General features: G+C 70.4%; 17 protein-coding genes. 11 read left to right on the top strand and 6 right to left on the bottom strand.

All coding sequences use genetic code 11. The features are described from left to right. Positions 1–415: 415 nt before the first annotated feature. Entirely contained in the window at positions 416–4,444 is a 4,029-nt protein-coding gene (gene hrpA, locus AB4078_RS05835) for an ATP-dependent RNA helicase HrpA (protein WP_441976324.1), read from the bottom strand. 77 nt (positions 4,445–4,521) lie between these two features. On the opposite strand from hrpA, the gene AB4078_RS05830 reads away from it, so the two are divergent. Then, complete coding sequence (locus AB4078_RS05830) at positions 4,522–5,454, top strand: nucleoside hydrolase (RefSeq protein WP_441976323.1); 933 nt, start codon at positions 4,522–4,524, stop codon at positions 5,452–5,454. Positions 5,455–5,493: 39 nt separating this feature from the next. Here the strand turns inward: AB4078_RS05830 and AB4078_RS05825 are convergent, their stop codons facing one another. Next, a complete protein-coding gene (locus AB4078_RS05825) occupies positions 5,494–6,279 on the bottom strand; it encodes an SDR family NAD(P)-dependent oxidoreductase (RefSeq protein WP_441976322.1) in 786 nt (261 codons plus the stop codon). 102 nt (positions 6,280–6,381) lie between these two features. On the opposite strand from AB4078_RS05825, the gene AB4078_RS05820 reads away from it, so the two are divergent. The 6 genes from AB4078_RS05820 (at position 6,382) to AB4078_RS05795 (ending at position 12,953) form a co-directional block, all read left to right on the top strand. Beyond that, the gene (locus tag AB4078_RS05820; RefSeq protein WP_440734649.1) at positions 6,382–6,981 is read left to right on the top strand and encodes a TetR family transcriptional regulator; all 600 of its coding nucleotides are present in this window, start codon (positions 6,382–6,384) and stop codon (positions 6,979–6,981) included. A gap of 70 nt (positions 6,982–7,051) precedes the next feature. Then, positions 7,052–7,891: an aldo/keto reductase gene (locus AB4078_RS05815; protein WP_440734648.1), complete on the top strand. Its 840-nt coding sequence runs from the start codon at positions 7,052–7,054 to the stop codon at positions 7,889–7,891. Positions 7,892–7,926: 35 nt separating this feature from the next. Beyond that, the gene (locus AB4078_RS05810; protein WP_441976321.1) at positions 7,927–9,696 is read left to right on the top strand and encodes a thioredoxin domain-containing protein; all 1,770 of its coding nucleotides are present in this window, start codon (positions 7,927–7,929) and stop codon (positions 9,694–9,696) included. A gap of 214 nt (positions 9,697–9,910) precedes the next feature. Beyond that, positions 9,911–11,065 (top strand): histidinol-phosphate transaminase, encoded by a 1,155-nt coding sequence (locus AB4078_RS05805; RefSeq protein ID WP_441976320.1) that lies wholly within the window; start codon positions 9,911–9,913, stop codon positions 11,063–11,065. Further along, on the top strand, positions 11,062–12,477 hold the full coding sequence (locus AB4078_RS05800) for an amino acid permease (RefSeq protein WP_441976319.1): 1,416 nt from the start codon (positions 11,062–11,064) through the stop codon (positions 12,475–12,477). The genes AB4078_RS05805 and AB4078_RS05800 overlap by 4 nt, the downstream gene beginning before the upstream one ends. A 2-nt stretch (positions 12,478–12,479) precedes the next feature. Next, positions 12,480–12,953 carry an Lrp/AsnC family transcriptional regulator gene (locus AB4078_RS05795; RefSeq protein WP_441976318.1) on the top strand — a complete coding sequence of 158 codons (474 nt, stop codon included), beginning with the start codon at positions 12,480–12,482 and terminating at the stop codon, positions 12,951–12,953. A gap of 3 nt (positions 12,954–12,956) precedes the next feature. Here AB4078_RS05795 and corA read toward each other — a convergent pair whose 3' ends face one another. Both corA and AB4078_RS05785 read right to left on the bottom strand, forming a co-directional pair. Next, the gene (corA, locus tag AB4078_RS05790) at positions 12,957–13,919 is read right to left on the bottom strand and encodes a magnesium/cobalt transporter CorA (protein WP_441976317.1); all 963 of its coding nucleotides are present in this window, start codon (positions 13,917–13,919) and stop codon (positions 12,957–12,959) included. A gap of 1 nt (position 13,920) precedes the next feature. Further along, a complete protein-coding gene (locus AB4078_RS05785) occupies positions 13,921–15,492 on the bottom strand; it encodes a dolichyl-phosphate-mannose--protein mannosyltransferase (protein WP_441976316.1) in 1,572 nt (523 codons plus the stop codon). Between the two features lie 23 nt (positions 15,493–15,515). Here AB4078_RS05785 and rsmI point away from each other — a divergent pair, with 23 nt between their 5' ends. Then, positions 15,516–16,331: a 16S rRNA (cytidine(1402)-2'-O)-methyltransferase gene (gene rsmI, locus AB4078_RS05780; protein ID WP_441976315.1), complete on the top strand. Its 816-nt coding sequence runs from the start codon at positions 15,516–15,518 to the stop codon at positions 16,329–16,331. A 294-nt stretch (positions 16,332–16,625) separates the two neighbouring features. Here rsmI and AB4078_RS05775 read toward each other — a convergent pair whose 3' ends face one another. Then, entirely contained in the window at positions 16,626–17,630 is a 1,005-nt protein-coding gene (locus AB4078_RS05775; protein ID WP_441976314.1) for a CU044_5270 family protein, read from the bottom strand. Continuing rightward, entirely contained in the window at positions 17,596–18,162 is a 567-nt protein-coding gene (locus AB4078_RS05770) for an RNA polymerase sigma factor (protein ID WP_440734633.1), read from the bottom strand. The genes AB4078_RS05775 and AB4078_RS05770 overlap by 35 nt, the downstream gene beginning before the upstream one ends. A 107-nt stretch (positions 18,163–18,269) precedes the next feature. Here AB4078_RS05770 and AB4078_RS05765 point away from each other — a divergent pair, with 107 nt between their 5' ends. The 3 genes from AB4078_RS05765 to AB4078_RS05755 are packed head-to-tail and all read left to right on the top strand — an operon-like array spanning position 18,270 to position 20,930. After that, a complete protein-coding gene (locus tag AB4078_RS05765) occupies positions 18,270–18,902 on the top strand; it encodes a class I SAM-dependent methyltransferase (protein WP_441976313.1) in 633 nt (210 codons plus the stop codon). Positions 18,903–18,959: 57 nt separating this feature from the next. Next, positions 18,960–20,555 carry a methionine--tRNA ligase gene (metG, locus tag AB4078_RS05760; protein WP_441976312.1) on the top strand — a complete coding sequence of 532 codons (1,596 nt, stop codon included), beginning with the start codon at positions 18,960–18,962 and terminating at the stop codon, positions 20,553–20,555. 54 nt (positions 20,556–20,609) lie between these two features. After that, positions 20,610–20,930 carry a hypothetical protein gene (locus AB4078_RS05755; RefSeq protein WP_441976311.1) on the top strand — a complete coding sequence of 107 codons (321 nt, stop codon included), beginning with the start codon at positions 20,610–20,612 and terminating at the stop codon, positions 20,928–20,930. Positions 20,931–20,939 lie beyond the last annotated feature (9 nt).

Raw genomic sequence — 20,939 nt, 5'->3', positions numbered from 1 at the left:
GCGCATCCTCCTGGCGCCGATTCTGGTCAACCTTGGTGCGGGCGTCCCGTTATTCTTCATAGCTGGCTTGATGCCTTCATTACTACTGCTGATTCCGCTCGGCGCCATTTCAATGATCCTTTCATTGATGGTAGGGACCCGAACACAGAGAGGATCATTCGTCGAGTGAGATTACGCGGTCGGTTGGACGGTCCCGTCCGAATGTAACGACGATTGCAGCAATCAATCTGGAGACAGGACCCTTATCGGTGATATGGACACGGTGATGAGGGGGAACTCGCCTCAGCAGCGGAGCGCAGTGAATCGGACTGGGTTTTGTTCCGATCGCTATTCCTGTCCGGCGGTCGCAACCGGGTGAGTGGGATTCAAGCCGGTGTCACACGCTGGTTCCTGATGAGCCAGGAATCCCCGAGTCTCACTTCGCGGCGAGTGCCTTCACGATACGCTGCGGAGACACCGGTTGCGCGGTGCCCAGACGCTGGGCGAACAGGCTCACGCGGTACTCCTCGAGCAGCCAGCGCACCTCGACGAGGCGGGGCTCGGCCCCCGCGGGCAGCGGGATCGTGCCGTCGGCATCGGCGTAGGCCTGCGCCATGCGCTCGTACTCGCTCTGCCGGGTGCGATCCTTGCCCGGGGCGTCGGCGAGGGTGCGCAGCCGATCCAGGATCCCGTCCAGGTACCGCGGATAGTGGGCGAGGCGCTCCACGCCTGCGTTGGAGACGAAACCGTTCGGCAGCAGCCCGCCGAGCTGGCCGCGGATGTCGTTCAGCGGCCCGAGCAGGGCGAGAGAGTTCTGACCCTTCATCGCGCGCTCGACCTCGCGCGCTTTCGTGAGGATCTTCGCGATCAGCGACACCAGCGCGAACAACTCGTCCACGACGACCGCCGAGACGCCGTCGCGCACGCGTGCGAAATCGGCCTCGGAGCGCACGATGCCCGCGGTCCCTGAGTCTGTCGAAGGGGCCGTCAGACGGTCGATCGCCGCCCTTGCAACCGCGGCACGAGAATCCTCGATGAGTGTCGCGACGTTCGGGTACGGCGACGCGGCGAGTGCGAGCTTCTCGGCGCTGGTCAGGTGCTGCTGCACGTAGGACGCGGGGGAGGGGATCCCGAGGAGCACCAGCCGCAGCACACCGTCGCGCGTCGCCGCGCGCGCGGCCTCTGCGGTGGCCTCCACGCGCAGCGCGACGGACTTGCCCTGGTCCACGAGGGCGGGATAGCCGCGCACCACTCCGCCGGCCACCCGCGTGTCCAGCACCTCCGGCAGATCTCCGACGTCCCAGGTGGTGATGCCGTCGCGCTCGGCCGGGGCTGCGGCGTGGGCCGAGCCCGCCTGAGCCACGTCCGCCGCACCGCGCCGACTTCCGGGGCGGCCCTGTCCGGGACCCCGTTCGATCGATCGGGCCACGCTCTCGCGCGACCGATCTGCCAGATCCCGCTGCAGGGTGGTCAGGTCCCGGCCGGATCCGACCGCGCGGCCGCGTTCATCGACCGCGCGGAAGTTCATCCGCAGGTGTGCGGGAACCCGCTCCAGGTCGAAGTCCGCGGCAGACATGGGCTGGTTCGCGAGCGGCTGGATGAGACGGGCGAGCGCCTCGCCCAGGCTTCGGACGGGAAGGCCCCGGAACGATTCCGGTCCCTCTGCGGCGAGCTCGGCGCCGAACTTCTCCGCCCAGTCGGCGGCAGGCACGACGTGCCGCCGGATCGCCTTTGGCAGCGCCCGCAGCAGCGCCGTCACGAGCTCGGCGCGCAGTCCCGGCACCTGCCAGTCGAAGCCGGCGTCCCGCACCTGCTGCAGCAGTGCGAGCGGGATCACCACGCTCACGCCGTCATCGGGAGCCCCGGGCTCGAAGCGGTAGGCGAGGCCGAGCACCTGATCGGCCTGGGTCCAGCGGGTGGGGAAGTCCTGCTGATCCGCGCGCTCGTCGTCCTCGAGCAGGTCTGCCTCGCGCATGACGAGCAGCTTCGGGGTCGCCTGGAGGGCGTGGCGCCACCACGCCTCGAACGAGTGCACATCGAACACATCGGTCGGGATGCGCTCGTCGTAGAACCGGAACACGGCCTCGTCGCCGACGAGGATGTCGCGGCGGCGCTCGCGCTCCTCGAGCTTCTCCAGGCGGCGGCGCAGCTCCGCGTTGCTGCGCCAGAACGCCGAGACGCGCTTGTCGATCCGGGACGGATCCCATTCGCCTTCGACCAGCGCGTTCCGCAGGAAGAACTCGCGCGCCGCGGGTCGGTCGATGCGCGCGAACTGCACCCGTCGGCGCGCCACGATCTCGACGCCGAACAATGTCACCTTCTCGTACGCGACGGCGGCGCCCGCCTCCTTGGACCAGTGCGGCTCGGAGACCTGCCGCTTGGCGAGGTCGCCGGCGAGCGCCTCGGCCCACGCCGGGTCGATCGCTGCGGCCGTGCGCGCGAACGTGCGCGAGGTCTCCACGATCTCGGCCGCCATGACCGCACGCGGGGCCTTCTTGCGCAGTGCGGAGCCGGGGAACAGCGAGAAACGGATCCCGCGCGCGCCGCGGTATTCGGCGTTCCGACGCTTCGGATCCTTCTGCCCGCCCTTCGTCGGCGGACCCTTGGTGAGGTTGCGCTCGTCCAGGATGCCGATGTGGCTGAGCAGCCCTGCGAGCAGCGCGCGGTGGACGGCGTCCGGGGCGGCGGAGTCCGTCGCCGCGTCGCGGCCGGTCTTCACGAGCGTCCGCAGCTGCCGGTGCACGTCGAACCATTCCCGCACCCGGACGTAGTTCAGGTGCTCGGAACGGCAGAGCCGGCGGAACGCGCTGGATCCGAGCTCCTTCTGCTGCTCGCGCAGGTGGTTCCACAGGTTCAGGATCGACAGGAAGTCGCTGGTCGGGTCCGCGAAGCGCGCGTGCATCCGCTCCGCCTCGTCGCGCACGCCCTGCGGCGCGTCCGCCGACGGGCGCTCGCGCACGTCCTGAATCGACAACCCCGCGACGATCGCGAGCACGGGCGCCGTCACGCCTGTCCGGCCCGCTTCCACGAGCATGCGAGCGAAGCGCGGGTCGATCGGCATGCGCGCGATGTCGCGGCCGATCCGGGTGAGCCGGGGGGCCGCGGTCGCCGAGCTCGTCGAAGCCCCCTGGCCCGTCTGCACCGCGCCCAGCTCCACGAGCAGATCGAGCGCGGAGCGCACGTCGCGCGACTCCGGGGGAGTGAGGAACGGGAACTCCGCGATGTCGCCGAAGCCGAGGCTGAGCATCTGCAGCACGACCGAGGCGAGCGAGGTGCGCAGGATTTCGGGCTCGGTGAACTCGGGGCGCTTGTCGAAGTCGTCCTCGCTGTACAGGCGGATCGCGATACCGGCGCTCGTGCGGCCCGCGCGCCCGGACCGCTGGTTCGCCGAGGCCTGCGACACCGCCTCGATCGGCAGCTGCTGCACCTTGGATCGGCTGCTGTACCGCGAGATGCGGGCCGTGCCCGTGTCGATCACGTACTTGATGCCGGGCACGGTGAGGCTCGTCTCGGCGACGTTCGTGGCGAGGATCACGCGGCGGCGCAGGCCGGCCACCGTCGACGGCTCGAAGACGCGATGCTGCTCGGCGGCGGACAGGCGCCCGTACAGCGGCAGCACCTCGACCGGCGCCGTCTGAGAGCGGTAGGCGCCGCGGATCGCGTCGGCGGCGTCGCGGATCTCGGCCTCGCCCGGCAGGAACACGAGCACGTCGCCGCGCTCCTCGCGGTCGAGCTCCTGGAGGGCTCGCACGATCGCGGTGACCTCGTCCTCGGGCTCGGACTCGGTGCGCTTCCTCGGTCCCTGAGCTTGTCGAAGGGACTTCGTGGATCCGGGCCCTTCGACAAGCTCAGGGACCGGATCCACGAGCGGCCGGTACCGGATCTCGACCGGATAGGTCCGCCCCGATACCTCGATCACCGGGGCAGGCTCGCCGTCCGCTTCGGCGAAATGCTTCGCGAAGCTGTGCGGGTCGATCGTGGCCGAGGTGATGACGACCTTGAGGTCCGGGCGCTCGGGCAGGATCCGGTGCAGGTATCCGAGCAGGAAGTCGACGTTGAGGGAGCGTTCGTGCGCCTCGTCGATGATGATCGCGTCGTAGCGGCGCAGCAGCCGGTCGCGGTGGATCTCGTTGAGCAGGATCCCGTCGGTCATGACCGCGATCCGGGTCTCGTCCGAGACCTGGTCGGTGAAGCGCACCTTGTAGCCGACGAGCCCGCCCAGCGGCACGCGCAGCTCCTCGGCCACGCGCTCTGCGATGGTGCGCGCGGCGAGCCGGCGGGGCTGGGTGTGCGCGATGCGCTCGCGACCGAGCTCGAGCAGGATCTTCGGCAGCTGCGTGGTCTTGCCGGATCCGGTCGCGCCGGCGACCACGACCACCTGATGGTCGCGGATCGCCGCGGCGATCTCGTCGCGCGCGGCACTGACCGGGAGTTCCGGCGGATAGGAGATCACGGGCGCAGACATAGCCCTCCAGCCTATCGCGGTGGAGCGCCTCTGTCGGGCTCGTCCGGCGAACGACGAGCGGCAATACTGAAGGCACCATGAGCATCCCCGTCATCCTCGACTGCGACCCCGGCCACGACGACGTCTTCGCGATCTGGCTCGCCGCCGCGAACTCCGCGATCGACCTGCGGGCGATCACCACGGTCGGCGGGAACGGTCTGCTGGAGTTCACCACGCTCAACGCCCGCATCGCCTGCACGGTCGCGGGGATCGAGGGCATCCCGATCGCCGCCGGCGCGGCCGGGCCGATCCATGGCCGGCTGCATCCCGCCGAGCAGATCCACGGCGCGAACGCGCTCGGCGGACCCGTGCTGCCCGAGCCCACCGTTCCCGAGGATGACCGGGACGCTCCGACTCTCATCCGCGCGGTGCTGGAGTCGTCGGAGGAGCCGGTCACGATCGTCGCGACCGGGCCGCTCACCAACGTCGGCCTGCTCGTGCGCGACCATCCCGACCTGCTGCCGCGCATCGCGCGCGTCGTCTGGATGGGCGGGTCGACGGGCCGGGGCAACGCGACCCCCTACGCGGAGTTCAACGCCTGGACCGATCCCGAGTCGATAGCGCTCGTGCTCGACAGCGGCGTGGACTTCACGATGGTCGGGCTGAACATCTCGCATCAGGCGCTCATCACCAGGGAGGTGCGGGAGCGGATCCGCCGCATCGCCACCCGCACGGCGGCGTTCGGGGCGGAGCTGCTGGAGTTCTTCTGTGCAACCTACGAGGTCGCGGAGCATATGCCGGACGGGCCGCTGCACGACCCCATCACGGTCGCGATGCTCATCGATCCCTCGGTGGCGACGACCGAGCGTGCACGCCTCGACGTGGAGACGGAGGGCGTCTTCACGAGGGGCGCCACGAGCGTGGATCTCCTCGGCGTGCTCGGCGCGGAGCCCAACGCCACGATCGCGATGGACCTGGACGTCGATCGGTTCTGGGCGCTCATCGAAGAGGCGGTCGGCGCCCTCGCCTGAGAGTGCCGACCGCCTCGAGGGATCAGTGGACCGCGCGGCTCAGAAGTGGGTGCCGCCGTCGATGCGCACCTCGGTGCCGGTGATGAAGGCGCCGTCGGCGCTCGCGAGCATCGCGACCACGCCGGCCACGGACTCGGGACCCGCGAAGCCCTGGCCGATGGCCGGGGCGAGCTTCATGAACAGGCTCATGTCGGCGTCCTCGGGCAGCCCCGGTCCGCGGCTCTGCCCGCTCTGGCCGGATCCGTCGGTCATTCCGGAGGAGATCGACCCGGGCTGCACGGCTGTGAAGCGGATGCCCTGCTTCGCATACTCCGCCGCCAGCGCGTGCGTCATCGACTGCACGCCGCCCTTGCTCGCCGCGTAGGCGGCCATGTACGGGTGCGCGAACATCGCCGAGGTCGAGCTGAAGTTGACCACGGCGGCGTCGCTGCCTTCGAGCAGTGCGGGGATCGCTTCGCGGATCATCAGGAAGGTGCCGACGAGGTTGACCTGGATGACCTGCTGGAACTGGTCGAGCGTGGTCTCGGCCGTGTGCGAGGAGCGCAGGATGCCCGCGGCGTTCACCAGCACGTCCAGCCCGCCCAGTGCCTCGACCGCGGCGGCGACGCCGGCCCGGACGGAGGTCTCGTCGCCGATGTTGACCTCGATCGCGGTGAGACGATCGGCGGCGTCGCCTGCCTTCGCGATGGTGTCCGCGAGCCCGGCAGCGCTGACGTCAGCGGCGACCACGCGCCCGCCCTCGGCGAGCATGCGCAGCACCGTGGCCTGTCCGATGCCGGATCCGCCGCCGGTGACCAGTGCGCGGCGACCTTCATAGCGGTTCATTCGAATCCTTCTTCCTTGCGGTCTTGTCGTGCCTGAATGGCACAACGTGCCATATTGACACATAACACCTCACAACGGAAGGTATTCCCGTACGCTCGGAGCATGCAGACCCGCACCGGACTCATGTCGCGTCGCAAGGCCGCGACCGCCGGTGAGATCGCGGCGGAAGCGGCTCGCCTCTTCGCGGAGCGCGGCGTCGCCCAGGTGACCGCGGCGGAGATCGCAGAGGCCTCAGGAGTCTCGCTGCGCACCTTCTATCGCTACTTCGCGACCAAGGAGGACGCCGTCGCGCCCGTGCTCGAGATCGGCGCCGCACGGTGGCAGGCAGCTCTCGAGGAGGCCGAGGACGAACCCGCGGTCGCGATCCCCGCAGTGCTCGCCGCGCAGCTGACCCCGGAGACACCCGAAGACGCCGAAGGTCTTGCCCGCATGCGTCCGCTGCTGCGCGCGCTCGCCGAGGATCGCGAGCTCAGGGCCGTCTGGCATCGCGTGAACCACGAGTCCGAGGAGCGCCTCGTGGCCCTCATCGCCGAGCGCGGCGAGAGCGACCGGCTCGCCGCGCGAGTGCTCGCCGCGGCGGCGACGGAGGCGATCCGCATCGGCCTGGAGGAGTGGGCGCAGTCGACGGCAGGGGTGCGCGGAGCCGGATCCCCGGCGGCGCTCGCCGCCCGTGCCTACGCGGCGCTTGCCCCCAAGCGCTGAGCGCTTGTCGGCGGGAGCCGGGCCGGAGGACGCCGACCCGACCTCCGGAGCGGGAACCTAGGCTGGAGGCATGACGACGATTCCCGGAATCCTGCTCAACGACGGCCACACCATCCCTCAGCTCGGCTACGGCGTCTTCAAGGTCGACCCGGCCGACACCGAGCGCACGGTCACTGAGGCTCTCGAGATCGGATACCGCCACATCGACACCGCGGCCATCTACGGCAACGAGGCGGGCGTCGGAGCGGCGATCGCCAAGAGTGGCATCCCGCGTGACGAGCTGTTCGTGACCACCAAGCTGTGGAACGACCGGCACGACGGCGACGAGCCCGACGCGGCCATCGCGGAGAGCCTGGAGAAGCTCGGTCTCGACCACGTCGACCTGTACCTCGTGCACTGGCCGACCCCCGCCAAGGACAACTACGTGCACGCCTGGGAGAAGGTCGTCGAGATCCGCGACCGGGGCCTTGCCCGTTCGGCCGGCGTCTCGAACTTCCTCGTGCCGCACCTGGAGCGCATCGTCGCCGAGACCGGCGTGACCCCCGCGGTCGACCAGATCGAGCTGCACCCCGCCTATCAGCAGCGCGATGTCGGCTCCTGGGCGCGCGATCACGACGTGAAGATCGAGGCGTGGGGTCCGCTCGGCCAAGGCAAGTACGACCTGTTCGGCATCCCGGCCGTCGCGGACGCCGCAGCGGCGCACGGCAAGAGCCCGGCGCAGGTCGTGCTGCGCTGGCACCTGCAGAAGGGCAACATCGTCTTCCCGAAGTCGGTGCGCGCCGAGCGCCTGCGGGAGAATCTCGACGTGTTCGACTTCGCCCTGAGCGACGTCGAGTTCGCCGCGATCTCCGCCCTCGACCCGGGTGACGGATCCGGCCGCGTCGCCTCGCACCCCGACGAGGTCAACTGACCGTTCCGGGAGCCGGCCCGGCGTAGCGTGAGGCCATGAGCAATCGCCTCGCCGGCACCGGCAGCCCCTATCTGCGCGCGCATGCCGACAACCCCGTCGACTGGTACCCGTGGGGGGAGGAGGCGTTCGCCGAGGCCGCGCGCCGCGACGTCCCGGTGCTGATCTCGATCGGATACTCCACGTGCCACTGGTGCCATGTCATGGCGCGGGAGTCGTTCCAGGATCCGGCTACGGCGGAACAGCTCAACCGCGGATTCGTGTCGATCAAGGTGGACCGCGAGGAGCATCCCCAGGTCGACACCGCGTACATGGCGGCGGCCTCCGCGTTCACGCAGGATCTGGGCTGGCCGCTCACCGTCTTCGCCACGCTGTCCGGGCGGGCCTTCCACGCCGGCACGTACTTCCCGCCCGTGGCTCGGGGACAGCTCCCGGCGTTCGGCACCGTGCTCGCCGCCGTGCGCGAGGCCTGGACCGAGCGCCGTGCCGAGGTGGAGGGGCTGGCCGGCGCGGTCGCCGAAGCGCTGGAGTCGTCGGAGTCGGCGGATCCCTCGCCGGTGCCCGATGAGGCCGCGCTGACGGCGGCCGCGAACGAGATCGTGGCGCGAGAGGACCGCCGGCACGGCGGGTTCGGCACGGCGCCGAAGTTCCCGGTCGCCACGACGCTGCGCTTCCTGCAGGCGCAGGGACGCACCGATGTCGTCGCGCGTGCGCTCGACGCGATGGCCACCTCGGAGCTGTGCGACGAGGACGGCGGCTTCTTCCGCTACGCCACGCAGCAGGACTGGGCGGTGCCGCACTACGAGCGGATGCTCACCGACAACGCCCAGCTGCTGGATGTGGCCATCGACGCCGGGCGCGCGGACGTGGCGCGCGGCATCGCGCATTTCCTGCTCACTGTGCTGCAGCGCGCCGAGGGCGGGTTCGGTGCCGCGCAGGACTCCGAGTCCGTGATCGACGGGCAGCGCAGCGAGGGCGGCTACTACCGCCGCCCGGTGGCCGAGCGGGAGAGGCTGCAGCCGCCGGCGGTCGACGGCAAGGTCATCACGGGCTGGAACGGGCTCGCGATCGCCGCGCTGGCCCGCGCCGGCGCCGCGCTCGGCGAGCAGTCCTGGATCGACGCGGGCGTCCACGCCGCGGAGACCGTGCTGGCCGTGAACCGCGACGCGGCCGGGCGCCTCGTGCGCACGTCCTTGGACGGGGTGCCCGCGGCGGCTGTCGCCACGGACGCCGACCTCGGGCTGCTTGCGAACGGGCTGTTCGCCCTCGCTCTCGCGACGGGCGATGTGCGCTGGGCGACGCGCGGACTGGAGGTGCTCGACGCCGACGCGGCGGCCGATCCGGTGCTCGCCGCGCATGCGATCCCCGCCGCCGCGGACGGCGGCGACGGCGACCTGCCGTCCGGCACGTCTGCGCGGGCGGCGGCCGAGTTGACCGCCTGGCGGCTCGGGGCGGGGGAGCAGCACCGCGAGCGGGCCGCAGCCCTGGTCTCGGCGCGGGCAGCGCAGGCGATGCGGCAGCCGTTCGGATCCGGCTCGCTCCTGCGTGTGGCGGCGGGGCTCGCTCGGCCGCCACGGCAGATCGTCGCGGTGACCTCGGAGCCGCGCGGGGCGCTCGCGATCGCCGCGCGCTCCGCCGAGGCCGATCTCACCGCGGTGCTGGCTCCGCAGCAGGTGCGGGCTTTCGCCGCGGCCGGCTTCGCCCTCTTCGACGAGCGCGACGGCGTCGACGGCGTCGTGCACGACTGCCGCGGCTTCGTCTGCCGGCTGCCGGTGTCGGATCCCGCACTCGTCCCTGTCGCGCGCTGAGCGTCGAATCCGCGACTGCTGTACATTCTGACCAGGCGTACGGCACCGGGGCTCGGCAGACTGTGCGACGTGCGCAGGTCTTGCTGATCCGTTTGTCCAGCGATCGTGGCCACGGATACAGTGGCCCGGATCCCCGGCGACGTCGCCGCTGCGGCCCCGCCGCCGACGCGCCTCCCACCGGCCCGAACGAACCGCAGCAAGGACGCCCTCGACGATGACCCTCCCTGTCACCACGCCCCCGGCCACTCCGCCGACCAACGCCCGCTTGGACGCCGTGCCGGCCTACAAGCAGGGACGATCCGCCCCGGACGGCGCCTCGAAGCTGTCCTCGAACGAGTCCCCGCACCCGCCTCTGCCGTCCGTGGTCTCCGCGATCGCCGAACGGCTCGGATCCATCCATCGCTATCCGCAGATGGCGGCGCCTGAGATCATCGGCCGCCTCGCCGAGCGCTACGGCGTCGAGCCGGAACTGGTGACGGTCGGCGCAGGTTCCGTCGAGCTCGCGTCGCAGCTCATCCACGCCACGGCCGGCGAGGGCGACGAGGTCATGTTCGCCTGGCGGTCGTTCGAGGCCTACCCGTCGTTGGTCCGGATCGCAGGGGCGACCCCGGTGATGGTCCCGCTCGACGCGGAGCACCGGCACGACCTCGACGCGATGCTCGCCGCGATCACCGACCGCACGCGCCTGATCTTCGTGTGCAACCCGAACAACCCGACCGGCACCGTCGTCGGGCCCGAGGAGCTCGAGCGCTTCGTGGCCGCAGTACCCCGCGACGTGCTCGTGGTGATCGATGAGGCCTATGTGCACTTCGACGGGTCGCCGTACTTCGCCGAGCACCCGACCGCGACCGATCCGGAGCGCGGCGCCGGCCTCGAGCTGTTCCGCCGCTACCCGCATGTCGCAGTGCTGCACACGTTCTCCAAGGCCTACGGGCTCGCCGGCCTGCGGATCGGCTACGCCATCGCGCCCGCCGGGATCGCGGCCGCCCAGCGCAAGGTCGCCGTGCCGTTCGGCGTGACCGACTTGGCTCAGGCCGCCGCCGTCGCCTCGCTCGACGCGCAGGATGAGCTCGCCGTGCGCATCGCGGAGGTCGCTGAGCAGCGCGACCGCCTGCTCGGGGTGCTCTTCGACGCGGGATGGCCCGCCGTGCCCTCCGAGGCGAACTTCGTCTGGGTGCCGGCGGGGGAGCGCGCCGTCGAGCTCGATGAGCTCCTGCACGCGGGCAGCGTCGTCGCCCGCACGTTCCCCGGCGAGGGCGTGCGCGTCTCCGCCGGATCCGCCCTGGACATCGACCGCGTCGCGGCGGCCCTCGCCACCGCGAACCCCGCTCACCCCACCGCTGCCGTTCGCGAGGAGGCGACCGCATGACCATCGAAGTACCCCTGACGACGACCACCACGAAGGGCCTGCACCCCGGGCTCACCCGTCGGCAGATCTCCATGATGGGGCTCGGCGGCGCGATCGGCGCGGGACTGTTCGTCGGCTCCGGCCAGGCGATCGGCATCGCAGGGCCCGCGGTGATCGTGTCCTATCTCGTGGCCGGCACGATCGTGGTGCTCGTCATGGCGATGCTCGCCGAGATGGTCGCCGCCAACCCGTCCTCGGGCGCATTCAGCTCGTACGCGCAGAAGGCCATGGGCCGCAGCGTCGGCAGCGCCGTGGGCTGGCTGTACTGGATCCAGCTCGTCGTCGTCATCGCCGCCGAGGCCACGGGCGCCGCGGGCATCGTCGCGCATCGCTTCCCGGGCCTTCCGGAGTGGGCGTGGGTGCTGCTGTTCGTGCTCGCGCTCACGATCGTGAACCTGCTCGGCGTGCGCAACTACGGCCGGTTCGAGTTCTGGTTCGCCGCGATCAAGGTCGCCGCCATCATCGCCTTCCTCGTCGTCGGCGTGCTCGCGATCGTCGGCCTGATCCCCGGCGTGCCGGCGACCGGCGTCGGCAATCTCGTCGATCAGGGCGGCTTCGCCCCCACGGGCATCGCCGGCATCGCGGGCGCCCTGCTGATCGTCGTGTTCGCGTTCGGGGGCACCGAGGTCGTCGCGATCGCGGCGGCGGAGTCGGACGACCCTTCGCGCAACATCAGCCGGATCGTGCGCCAGGTGATGGTGCGGATCCTGGTGTTCTACGTCGGATCCATCTTCGTGATCGTCACCGTGCTCCCGTGGAACTCCAAGGAGGTGCTCGCCGGTCCGTTCTCCGCCGTGCTGGACACGCTCAAGATCCCCGGGGTGGGACTCGTAATGGACCTCATCGTCATCGTGGCGCTGCTGTCGGCCATGAACGCGAACATCTACGGCGCCTCGCGCATGGCGTTCTCGCTCGGCGAGCGCGGGCTCGCACCGCTGGCGCTCACCCGCACGAGCACGGCAGGCGTGCCCCGCGTGGCGGTGCTGGCCTCGGTGGCGTTCAGCTTCGTCACGGTGATCCTGAATTGGATCTGGCCCGAGCAGGTGCTGCCCACGCTGCTGAACGTGGTGGGATCCACCCTGCTGGTCATGTGGACGGCGACGGCGATCACGCAGCTGATCCTGCGCCGCCGGGCCGACGCCGAGGGCACACCGCTGCCGATGCGGATGTGGGGCTTCCCGTGGCTGTCGGTGCTGACGCTCGTGCTGCTGGGCGCGATCATCCTGCTCACGATGCTCAACGAGGGTGCGCGCACCCAGCTGCTGCTGACCATCGGCCTCACCGTGGTGCTCGTGGTGCTCGCCCGGGCCACCCGGGGCCTGTCCCGCCCCGGCGTCCTCAAGGACGGCGCGGACGACGTGTTCCGGGGCTGACGATGCGCATCGATGCCCTCGACGCGGCCCTGATCCGGCTGCTCACAGACGCGCCGCAGCTGCCCGTGCTCGAATGCGCGCGGCGGCTGGGCGTGGCCCGTGGCACCGTCACCAGCCGTCTCGCGCGGCTGCACGAGAACGGCGTCATCGAGGGCATCGTGCCGCGCATCGATCCGCGCGGCTTCGGATACGCGCTGACCGCGTTCTGCCAGGTGGAGATCGATCAGAAGGTCGGCCACGACGAGGTCGCGGAGGCGCTGGCGTCGGCGATCCCGGAGGTCGTCGACATGTACACGGTCACCGGCGCGAGCGACATGCAGCTGCGCCTCGTCGCGCACAGCGCCGAGCAACTGCAGGGGGTGCTGGACCGGATCGCCCTGGTGCCCGGCGTCGCCCGCACCGCGAGCTCGATCGCGATGCGCACGCACTTCAGCGGCCGGGTGCTGCCGCTCGTGGAGCACGCCGCCCGAGGCTGAGCCCTACTCGTCGTTCCCGGTCCAGCCCTTGCGGCGGAACCACCACCACATGATCGCGCCCGAGACGACCATGGATCCGATGCCGAGCAGGAAGAACGACCACGGGCCGGACAGCACGTGCGCGATCGACCAGTCGAAGTTCATGCCGAAGAAGCCCGTGAGGAAGCTCAGCGGCAGGAAGATCGACGCGATGATCGCGAGCTGCTTCGACGTCTCGCCCTGGCGGTTCGCGACCGTCGAGAGATACAGGTCGGTGCAGCCCGACACCATCTCGTGGTAGCCGTCGATCTCGTCCGTGATCCGGATGAGGTGGTCGTAGATGTCGCGGAAGTAGTCGTGGCTGTCCGCCTCCAACCCGGCCAGATCCGTGATCACCTCGGCCTGCCGGGCGAACAGGTCGCGCATCGGGACGACGACCCGGCGCAGCTTCAGCAGCAGTCGTTTGAGACCGAAGGTCTGTTGCAGCTCCTTGCGCCCGCCTCCCGCAACGATCGCGTCCTCGAGGGCGTTGATCTCCTCGTCCAGGTCGCTGAGGATCGGGAAATAGCTGTCCACGATCACGTCGACGATCTTGTAGACGTAGTAGCGCTCGGTCTTGGGGGCCGTGGAGTTCTGCAGCAGCGTGCGCACCTGGCGAAGATCCTGGAAGCGTTCGGAGTGCACGGTGACGATGAACTCGCCGCTGAGGTGGCAGTGCACCTCCTCCAGCGGGTGGTCGTTCTCATCCTCGGGGTGCCGCTCGACGGCGCCCTGCAGCACGAGGAGCGCTCCGTCGCCGTAGACGTCGAGCTTGGGGCGCTGGCCCATCCGCTGGGTGTCCTCGATCGAGAGCGGATGCCAGCCGAGCAGGGTGCCGAGCCGCTGGATCTCGTCCGCGGAGGGGGAGACCAGGTCGAGCCAGAAGAACTCCTCCTGATCGCGCAGCTGCGCGATCAGTGATTCGTCGATGGTGTCGAGGATGCGCATGTCAGATCCAGGTGATCATCCAGTTATGGGCCTGCCAGAACCACCACGGCACGGGCAGACCGATCCACAGCGGGTAGAAGAACGCGCTCAGCAGCACGATCATCACCACGACGATCGCGACGGTGCGCTGGCCGGACTGCCGGCGGTGCCGCGGAGCGCTCCGGTGCCCGGCGATGTCCCGCAGCGCGAGCACGAGCGCGAGGATCAGGAAGGGCGTCATCACGACCGTGTAGAACTGGAAGATCGTGCGCTCGGGGAATGCCAGCCACGGCAGGTAGGTCGCCGCGAGGCCCACCAGCGGGATCGCGTAGCTCCACGGCATGGGGGAGCGCAGCACCAGTCCGCGCACGAACCGCACCAGCAGGTAGACGGATGCTGCGACGCCGAGGTACCAGATGAGCGGGTTCGGGATCGAGGTGATCGTGCCGATGCAGTGATCCGTGCCGAAGCACGGCGCGTTCTGCCCGCCCACCCAGAACGCGGTGGGGCGGATCAGCAGGGGCCACTGCCATGCCGGGCTCGCATAGGGGTGCGAGGAGGTCAGCCCGACGTGGAACGCCAGGATGTCGGAGTGGTACTTGAACCACGACGTGAGCGCGTTGTCCGTGATGTTCCGGTCGTAACCGCCCTTGGTGAGGAACCAGCCGCTCCAGGAGGCCAGATACACGGCCGCCGCCACCGGCACGAGCAGCACGAAGCTCGCGAGGCCCTGCCGGAGGACGGCATCCGTGGGCCAGAGTGCGACACCCGCGCGGCGGCGGGCGAGTGCATCGGTGACGACGAGGTAGATCCCGGCCGCGGCGAGCACGTACGCGCCGGACCACTTCACCGAGGTCGCGGCCCCCAGGGCCAACCCCGCGGCGATCACCCACGGGCGGCGCCAGAACACGCGGCCCCAGAGCGTCGGGTCATCGCCGCGCTCGTGGGAGGCGCGATCCTCGAGCCGTGGCATCGTCTGGCGCCGGTCGTACACGAGGAACAGGATCCCGAGCACGATGAAGAAGGTGAGGATCCCGTCCAGCAGCCCGATCCGGCTGAGCACGATGCCGAGCCCGTCGACGGCCATGAGCAGGCCCGCCAGGCTCGCGACCGTGACCGAGCGGGTGAGGGCCTTGGCGAGCAGGTAGACGACGAGCACGGTGAGCGTGCCGATGATGGCCGTCGAGATGCGCCAGCCGAAGCTGGATCCGGGGCCGAAGGCCGCGATGCCGAGCGCGATCAGCCACTTGCCGAGGGGCGGGTGCACGACGAAGGAGGCGGATTCCTCGAGCGCGCTCGTATCGCCCTTCACGAACAGGTCGTTCGCCCCGGTGCGCCAGGTTCCCTCGTAGCCCTGCACCCACAGCGACCAGGCGTCCTTGACGTAGTAGGTCTCGTCGAACACGATCGCGTGCGGATGCCCGAGCCCTGCGATGCGCAGCACTGCCGCCAGGAGCGTGACGAGCAGCGGCGCAAGCCAGGACACGAGTCGGAGCCGGACCGGATCGCCGAGCCAGGCATCGCGCAACCGCTCCCAGGCAGTGGGACGGTCGTCGTGCCGGGCGTCGACGCCGGGCAGCAGAGGCGCGGTCACCCGCTCAGCCTATGCTGGGGCGGGTGATCATCCTCGCGGCCACTCCGATCGGAAACCTGGGCGACGCGTCCCGCCGGCTCATCGAGGTGCTGGAGAACGCGACGATCATCGCCGCCGAGGACACCCGCACCACCCAGCGGCTGCTGCAGGGACTCGGCATCGCGAACCGGCCGAGGCTCATCGCGCTGCACGATCACAACGAGAAGGCCAAGGCCGCCGAGCTCGCCGAGGCGGCCGAGACCGAGGATCTCGTGGTGCTCAGCGATGCCGGCATGCCGACGGTGAGCGATCCCGGCTACGGGCTGGTCGCCGCAGCCGCCGAGCGCGGCGTGACGGTGACGGTGATCCCCGGCCCGAGCGCGGTGGTCACGGCCCTCGCCGTGTCGGGCCTTCCCACCGACCGGTTCACGTTCGAGGGTTTCCTGCCGCGCAAGCCGGGGGAGCGCCGCTCGGCGTTGAAAGCGCTCGCCGCCGAACCCCGCACGATGGTGTTCTTCGAGTCGCCGTCGCGGCTAGCCGCGACCCTGGGCGACATGGCCGCGGCGTTCGGCGCTTCCCGGCGCGTGGCGGTGTGCCGCGAGCTGACCAAGCTCTACGAGGAAGTGCGCCGCGGCGGCGCCGCCGAGCTCGCCGCATGGGCGGCGGAGGGCGTGAAGGGCGAGATCGTGGTGGTCGTGGAGGGAGCCGCGCCACGAGTGGTCTCGCCGGAGGATGCGCTGGCCCAGGTGCAGGCGCTGGTCGCCTCGGGTGTGCGCCTCAAGGACGCGTGCGCCGAGGTCGCCGCCGCCACGGGCCTCGGCTCGCGGGATCTGTACCAGGCGGCGCTCGCCGCGCGCTGAGGCCGGCCTCGCGTTGGCGCGCGCTGCGACCTGCCGCCGCCGGGACGCGCCGCCTCTGGATCCGCCGTCGCGCTCGCCCGCCGAGAGCACGGCCTGCCGCCGAGAGCACGGCTTGTGGACGCGATGTTCCCGTGCACGCGACAGGATCCGGTGCCTCGAGAAGCACCGGATCCTGTCGTCGTGTCACCGTCGCGGGAGCGGCGGCGACGGCGGCACGGCGGCGAGTGGCACGGGCACGCTGATCGTCGGGGGCAGCGTCAGGGCGGCGGGGCTGAGTGTCGGGCGCATCGCCGGTCAGCCGTTCTCGTCGCGCGCCGGCGTGGTCGCCGGCGGCACGGTGTCGACCACCGTCGTGGACATCGCGGTCAGGGCGGTCTGCTCCTCGCCGGCCGACACCGTGCCCGCCGGGTAGAAACGTCGTTCGCCGATGACCTGACCCGTGCTCGGGTCGATGATGATCTCCTGGCGCTCGCCCGACCGCTGCGGTTCGTTGCGCCCGATCGCGACGCCGATCTGGCCGTCGAGGTTCGCGACGCCGTCGGTCGACGTGGTGCCGGGGATGAGAGCGAGCGCCTCGAACATGCGGGCCCTGAGCGTGGCCGGCACCGGGTAGTAGCGCAGGATGTCGGTGATCCGGACGAAGTCGTCCTCTTCGCGGCTCGCCGATCCGCCCTGGTACTGCGCATCGAAGTACGCAAGCGTCTCCGCCCCGGATCCGGTCGGGATCGCGCTCAGATCCTGGCGCGCCCAGGGGCCGCCGTAGAACTCACCGCGTGGCGCGTGGATAGTCTCGGTCTTGAAACCGCTGTCGCCGGCCTCCCCGTGCTCCCAGTCCCGGTACAGCGCCCAGTCGGCGCCCGCGTCGGACGGGATGTAGACGTCGATGTTCTGGATGTTCGAGGGCATCCGCGTGGTCGTTCCGTCGCCCCCGCCCTGGTAGCCGGCCCAGTCCGCCCGGATGTGGAACTTCAGGTACTGCCCCGGCCCCGCCGCAGGGTCGCTATATGTGATCGCCTCGGCCGCCGCCTTGCGCAGCACGATCGCGGCGGCGCTCGCCGATTCCGGATGCGGCGGGGCGAGCACGCCGCCCACCACGACCGCCGCGGCGACGGCGGCTGCGGCGGTGAGGCCGACGGCAGCCCAGCGGATCGGGTGCCGACGACGCGGCGCGCGGGACGCCGGCGTCTTCTCGGCGGCGTGGATCGCGGTCTCGAGCTTCAGGTACGCGGGAGCGAGTCGAACCGCGTCGGGCTCGGCGACGTCGTCACGCAGACTGCGGAGCAAGGTCAGGTCGTCCATTTTCACCCTCCTCAGGTGTGGAGCGGAGCAGGCGCCGGGCGCGGTTCAGTCTCGACTTCACCGTGCCGACAGGGATGTGCAGGGCTTCGGCGATCTCGTCGTACGAGAGCTCGGCCCAGGCGAACAGCAGCAGGCAGTCGCGGTCCCCGGCGGAGAGCCGGCGGATCCGCCCGGCGAGACGTCCGACCGCGAGCTGCGCGTCCAGCGCCTCGTCGGGATGGTGTGTCGTCGCCGGCTCAGGCGCGCTGCGCTCCATCGCCTTCAGCACGCGCGCGGTGGCGATGCGGTGGCGGTGGATGAGGTTCGTCGCGATGCCGAACAGCCAGGGTCGGGCATCCTCCCGTGCGGGGTCGAACCGGGCGCGGCGCTGGAACGCGATCAGGAAGGTCTCGCTCGTGACGTCGTCGGCGACGACGTCACCGGCCCGTCGGGCCGCGTAGCGGTGCACCGATCCTGCGTAGCGGTGGAAGATCTCGCCGAAAGCCGACGGATCCGTCACCGATCTCGCGATCACCGTGTTGTCGTTGTTCACATCCTGTATTCCTCGGAGGGGTCGATCGTGTTCACGATTCTTCCGGTTTCGCGCTCGACCGGGTGGCGAACACCGTGAGACGGCACGTGAGAGGCAGGATGCTCGTCGTGGATGACGAGACGGTGGCCGCCGCCTACGACGCACGCGCAGCGGAGTACATCGCGCTGATCGGGAGCATCGACCAGATGGAATGCGCCGATGTCGCGATGATCGGCCGGTGGCGGGATGAGACCGCGGGCGGGTTGCTCGACGCCGGATGCGGACCGGGGCTGTGGACGGCGTTCCTGGCCGAGCCGGGGTCGCGACCGGGATCCGGCCGCGATGTCGTCGGCGTCGACCTGTCAGCGGAGCTCCTCACCGCCGCCCGCGAGCGGCATCCCGGGGTGCGATTCGAGTCGGCGTCGTTCCGTGACCTGCCTTTCCCGGACGGATCCTTCGGCGGAGTGCTCGCCTGGTATTCGCTCATCCATCTGCCGCCGGACGAGCTGCCAGCGGTGCTCGGCGAGCTCGCCCGCGTGCTCGCGGTCGGCGGCCGGATCCTGATCGGCTACTTCGACGGCGAGCCGCGGGAGCGGTTCGCACACGCGGTCGCCCCGGCGTACTACTGGTCCGCGGAAGCCCTGGGCGTCCTTCTCCGGGATGCGGGCTTCGCGGTGACCGACGTCGAGCGCCGCGAACGGGAGCCCGGCACCGCCGGCAGCGTGCGCCCGCACGGCGCGATCATCGCCGAGCGGTGCTGAGGGCCTGCCGTCGTCATCGTCCGAACCGGCCCTCGCATCCCGCCTAGAATCGAACGCATGCCCGCAGGCGAGTCCTTCTACATCACCACGCCGATCTACTACCCGTCGGACGTGCCCCACATCGGGCACGGCTACACCAGCGTCGCCGTGGACACCCTCGCGCGCTGGCACCGCCAGTCGGGTGACGACACCTGGATGCTCACCGGCACCGACGAGCACGGCCAGAAGATGCTGCGCGCGGCAGCGGCGAACGGCGTGACCCCGCAGGAGTGGGTGGACAAGCTCGTCAGCGAGAGCTGGTTCCCGCTGCTGACGACCCTCGACGTCGCGAACGACGACTTCATCCGCACCACCCAGGAGCGGCACGAGACCAACGTGCAGGTCTTCTTCCAGAAGCTCTATGACGCGGGCTACATCTACGCCGGCGAGTACGAGGCGCTGTACTGCGTGGGCTGTGAGGAGTTCAAGCCCGAGTCCGAGATCGTCGACGGCACCGGTCCCTTCGAGGGCCTCAAGGTCTGCGCGATCCATTCCAAGCCGCTCGAGCTGCTGCAGGAGAAGAACTACTTCTTCAAGCTCAGCGAATTCCAGGACCGTCTGCTGGAGCTGTACAAGACCGAGCCCGACTTCGTGCGCCCCGACTCGGCGCGCAACGAGGTCGTCTCGTTCGTCTCGCAGGGGCTGAAGGATCTGTCCATCTCGCGTTCCACGTTCGACTGGGGCATCCCGCTGCCGTGGGACACCTCGCACGTCATCTACGTGTGGGTGGACGCGCTCCTGAATTACGTCACCGCGGTCGGATACGGTGCTTCGACAGGCTCAGCAACCGGGTCGGCGGAATTCGATCGCCGCTGGCCCGCCTACCACGTGGTCGGCAAGGACATCCTGCGCTTCCATGCCGTGATCTGGCCGGCCATGCTCATGGCTGCGGGCCTCGAGGTGCCGAAGGGCGTCTTCGCGCATGGCTGGCTGCTCGTCGGCGGCGAGAAGATGTCGAAGTCGAAGCTCACCGGTATCGCCCCGACCGAGATCACCGACGTGTTCGGATCCGACGCGTACCGGTTCTACTTCCTCTCCGCGATCGCCTTCGGGCAGGACGGATCCTTCTCCTGGGAGGATCTGTCGGCGCGCTACCAGGCCGAGCTGGCGAACGGCTTCGGCAACCTCGCCTCGCGCACGATCGCGATGATCGAGCGCTACTTCGACGGCGTCGTGCCCGCGGCAGGGGAGTACACGGCGCAGGACCTCGCGGTGCAGCAGCTCGTCGCGAAGGCCGCCGCCGATGCGGACGCTGCCGTCGAGCGATTCCGCATCGACGAGGCCATCGCCGACGTGTGGACCATCGTCGACGCGCTCAACGGCTACATCACGGAGAACGAGCCCTGGGCACTGGCGAAGGACGAGGAGCAGCGCGAGCGCCTCGGCACCGTGCTGTACACCTGCGCGGAGGGTCTGCGCGCGCTCGCCGTGCTGCTGTCGCCGGTGATGCCGCAGTCGACCGCGAAGCTCTGGAACGCTCTCGGGGCCGAGAGCGGCCTCGGCGCGCTCACGGCGCAGCCGCTGCGCGAGGCGGGACGCTGGGGCCAGCTGCCGGCGGGCACCACCGTGCAGACGCTCGCGCCGCTGTTCCCGCGCATCGAGGCCACGGCCTGATCCGGAGGACGCAGCGGATGCGCGCCTCGGGCGTGCGTCGGACAGGGGGATGAGATGGGATTCGAAGCGCAGGAGAGCGTTGAGGTGGCCTCGGCCGCGCCCGTCGTCGGCCAGCGGATCGCCGAGGTCCTCGGCGCCGAGAAGGCGACTGTCACCGCGGCCTCGCCGGACGGGCTGACCGTCGACTTCACGACGCGCAAGACGCTGCTGTCGTGGGAGCTCGAGGGCCGGATCGCGGTCACCCCGCTCGCGCAGGGCAGCCACATCGGCCTTGTGCTCAACACGCATCACAACCGTCCGGCGGCGGCGCTGGACGGCGTGAAGAACGCGAAGAGCGCGAAGAAGCTGATCGACAAGATCACCGCCGGGCTCTGACCCGGCGCC

Source organism: Microbacterium sp. 2MCAF23 (assembly GCF_052115565.1).
Classification (GTDB): Bacteria; Actinomycetota; Actinomycetes; order Actinomycetales; family Microbacteriaceae; genus Microbacterium.
The sequence above is the reverse complement of the archived record's forward strand: the minus strand, read 5'-3'. Positions and strand labels throughout refer to the sequence as shown.

Coding starts and splice junctions, on each gene's coding strand:
- AB4078_RS05810 (WP_441976321.1), top strand. CDS start 7,927: ATGAGCAATCGCCTCGCCGGCACCGGCAGCCCCTATCTGCGCGCGCAT.
- corA (WP_441976317.1), bottom strand. CDS start 13,919: ATGCGCATCCTCGACACCATCGACGAATCACTGATCGCGCAGCTGCGC.
- AB4078_RS05755 (WP_441976311.1), top strand. CDS start 20,610: ATGGGATTCGAAGCGCAGGAGAGCGTTGAGGTGGCCTCGGCCGCGCCC.
- AB4078_RS05795 (WP_441976318.1), top strand. CDS start 12,480: ATGCGCATCGATGCCCTCGACGCGGCCCTGATCCGGCTGCTCACAGAC.
- AB4078_RS05815 (WP_440734648.1), top strand. CDS start 7,052: ATGACGACGATTCCCGGAATCCTGCTCAACGACGGCCACACCATCCCT.
- AB4078_RS05825 (WP_441976322.1), bottom strand. CDS start 6,279: ATGAACCGCTATGAAGGTCGCCGCGCACTGGTCACCGGCGGCGGATCC.
- AB4078_RS05830 (WP_441976323.1), top strand. CDS start 4,522: ATGAGCATCCCCGTCATCCTCGACTGCGACCCCGGCCACGACGACGTC.
- metG (WP_441976312.1), top strand. CDS start 18,960: ATGCCCGCAGGCGAGTCCTTCTACATCACCACGCCGATCTACTACCCG.
- AB4078_RS05800 (WP_441976319.1), top strand. CDS start 11,062: ATGACCATCGAAGTACCCCTGACGACGACCACCACGAAGGGCCTGCAC.
- AB4078_RS05775 (WP_441976314.1), bottom strand. CDS start 17,630: ATGGACGACCTGACCTTGCTCCGCAGTCTGCGTGACGACGTCGCCGAG.
- AB4078_RS05820 (WP_440734649.1), top strand. CDS start 6,382: ATGCAGACCCGCACCGGACTCATGTCGCGTCGCAAGGCCGCGACCGCC.
- AB4078_RS05805 (WP_441976320.1), top strand. CDS start 9,911: ATGACCCTCCCTGTCACCACGCCCCCGGCCACTCCGCCGACCAACGCC.
- hrpA (WP_441976324.1), bottom strand. CDS start 4,444: ATGTCTGCGCCCGTGATCTCCTATCCGCCGGAACTCCCGGTCAGTGCC.